Below are 3,131 nucleotides of genomic sequence, written 5' to 3'. Positions count from 1 at the left end.
AATCATCGAAAGACTGACATAGAAAATAAAGCAGTGAACAATTGGAAGCAGCGGACTAAACAACTCGGATAATAAAAAACCTCGAAGCTCACATCCCTACCCCATCAAACGAATCTTCTATTCGCGTCCTAAAGCAATCTATTTTCAGGGAGTACCTCAGGCTTAGATGCTTTCAGCCTTTATTACACAGTGCGTAGCTGCCCAGCAATGCCTTATCAGACAACTGGTCGACCAGAGGCACCGACAACTCGTTCCTCTCGTACTGGAGCCACCTTCCCCTCAGACCACTAACAAATCCATTAGATAGCAACCAACCTGTCTCACGACGGTCTAAACCCAGCTCACGTTCCCCTTTAATGGGTGAACAACCCCACCCTTGGGTGCTGCTGCACACCCAGGATGGAAAGAACCGACATCGAAGTAGCAAGCCGCAGGGTCGATATGGGCTCTTGCCTGCGACCACCCAGTTATCCCCGAGGTAGTTTTTCTGTCATCTCAAGCCCCCATCAAGGAGGACCTTGAGGTTCGCTAGACCCGGCTTTCGCCTCTGAATTTCTTGCTGATCAAAATACAGTCAGGCCAACTTTTGCTCTTACACTCTACGGTGGATCTCTGTCCCACCTGAGTTGACCATAGGGCGGGCTTGATACAATTTCAAGCCCGTGCCGCCCCAGCCGAACTGCCCATCTATCGGTGTCCACACAAAAAGACATGCATGTTAGAAACACAGTCATAAGAAAGTGGTGTCTCAAGAACGAATCAACTAAACCTGGCGACTTAGCATCGAATTCTCCCACTTACACTGCATACCTAAAACCAAGCTTCAACGACAGACTGCAGTAAAACTCTACGGGGTCTTCGCTTCCCAATGGAATTCTCTGGCATGTGCACCAGAATAGCAGGTTCACTAAGTTCTAGCTAGGGACAGTGGGGACCTCGTTCTACCATTCATGCAGGTCGGTACTTGTCCGACAAGGCATTTCGCTACCTTAAGAGGGTTATAGTTACCCCCGCCGTTTATTGGCGCTTCACTACGTTGAACCGCAGCTTCACGTGCCAACACTGGGCAGGTGTCGCCCCCAGTACACACCCTTTCGGGCTAGCTAGGAGCTATGTTTTTATTAAACAGTCGGGCCCCCCTGGTCACTGAGACCAGCTACTCACATAGCTGGCACCCCTTCTCCCAAAGTTACGGGGCTAATATGCCGATTTCCCTTAGCTAAGTTACCTTAACACGCCTTAGTCTACTCAACTAGGGGCACCTGTGACGGATCTCGGTACGAAATAATACTATCCAATACTAATTCCCTTTTCAAGGTCTCCATGAATCAGCCAAACCATCCAAAAACAGACAGCTCATCACAACATCACCTGGTTCTCGCTATTACACCTCTCCCCAGGCTACCGTATACTTAAATAGGACGACAATCCTACAAGGCCTATCTCAAAGAGTCAGAAATTAGTCAAAGCGTCACCGCACGTAAATATTATGTACAGGAATATTAACCTGTTTCCCTTTCGACCAGCTCGACTTACAACTGGCCTTAGGATCGACTAACCCTTGGCTGACGAACATTGCCAAGGAACCCTAGCCCCTCCGGCGGTAATGATTCTCACATTACTTTGCTGCTACTACTACCAGGATCCACATACCTGCAAGGTCCAAAGGAACTCACGTCCCCCCTTCTACCCTCACAGGTCGCCACTCTACACCATTACAGACAAAAAAAATCTGCAGTCCATGGTATCGGTAGTTGGATTAATTCCCGTCCATTTTAGGCGCCTTTGACCTCGATGGGTGATCTGTTACGAACTCGTTAAAGGATGGCTGCTTCTAAGCCCACCTGCCCATTGTCTTGGGCCAAAGACTTCCTTACACTTATCCAACATTTAGGGACCTTAACCACAGTCTAAGTTGTTTCTCTCTTGGGACACAAGTTTACCCCGCATCCCTCAATCCAACCTTCAAAGACGGTAGCGAGTTCGGAGTTTTACAGTGCGCCGAGTAGTTTCCCACCCTAAACGCCCAATCAGTGCTCTACCCCGCTACCTATCTCCAGTCAGTCTGGCCTCAGAGCCATTTCGAGTGGAACCAGCTGTCACCGGCTTTGATTGGCCTTTCACCACTATTCCCAAGTCAAGAGAGTGTTTTGCACGACAACAACTCGCCGGACCTCCATCGCTCGTAAGAGCGACTTCATCCTGCCCAGGAATAGATCAACCGGCTTCGGGTTTTACCGCTGTGACTTCAGGCCCTATTAAGACCCTGCCCCACACACCCACAAAAAGGTGCTACGGACTAAATCGGTTTCCCTCCGACTACGAAGCTAAACTTCTTAGCCTCGCCACAACAGAAAACTCCCTGGCTCGTATTTCAAAACGAACGATATGACATTAGTCCATTCTCCTCATACTACAACGTCACCATTGATTCTTTCAAAGAACTTCATTCCTTCCACGCCACATCTGGCTATCACTATCTGGTTTCAGGTTCTTTTCACCCCCCAAAGGGGTTCTTTTCAGCATTCCCTCACGGTACTCATACGCTATCGGTCTTAAGATGTATTTAGAATTAGGAGTTGATGCCTCCCAAATTCAAACCCGATTTCCAACGGATCCTACTCAAGAACACCACATAAAAACCTTTCCATCACATATCTACGGGGCTATCACCCTCTACGGCGCAACATTCCAAAAAAAAACTTCAACTTAAACAGAAAGGCCCAAGCAGGTCAAAAACACCACATCTCCTGCAATTTACAAAACAGGATTCAGTTTGTCCTAAATCGTTTTCGCTCGCCGTTACTCACGATATCGAAATATTTCTTTCTTCTCCTCCGCTTACTAAGATGTTTCAATTCAGCGGGTTCCCGATTCTACACGAATCAAACACCCAAAAAAAAGATGTTTAGGAAGTCCCATTAGGCAATCTTGGGTTCAAAAGATGTATGCTCCTCGCCCAAGCTTATCGCAGCTTACCACGACCCTCATAGGCAACTTAAGCCAAGCCATCCCCCAGACAGTATAAGTAGCAATATTTTCTAAAATCTAAATAAAGATATCTAGTTGAACATATATAACTAAGTCAAAAAAATCTAACAATAATTAAAAAATAATAGTAAACATACTAA

The 3,131-nt window shown here is 46.9% G+C and carries 1 rRNA gene; it reads right to left on the bottom strand.

The features are described from left to right. Window positions 1–21: 21 nt before the first annotated feature. Window positions 22–3,040: ribosomal RNA gene (locus ON24_RS08805) — 23S ribosomal RNA — on the bottom strand. Between the last annotated feature and the right edge of the window lie 91 nt (window positions 3,041–3,131).

The organism is Methanobrevibacter boviskoreani JH1 (assembly GCF_000320505.1).
GTDB lineage: Archaea > Methanobacteriota > Methanobacteria > Methanobacteriales > Methanobacteriaceae > Methanarmilla > Methanarmilla boviskoreani.
This window is presented reverse-complemented; position numbering and strand designations above follow the sequence as displayed.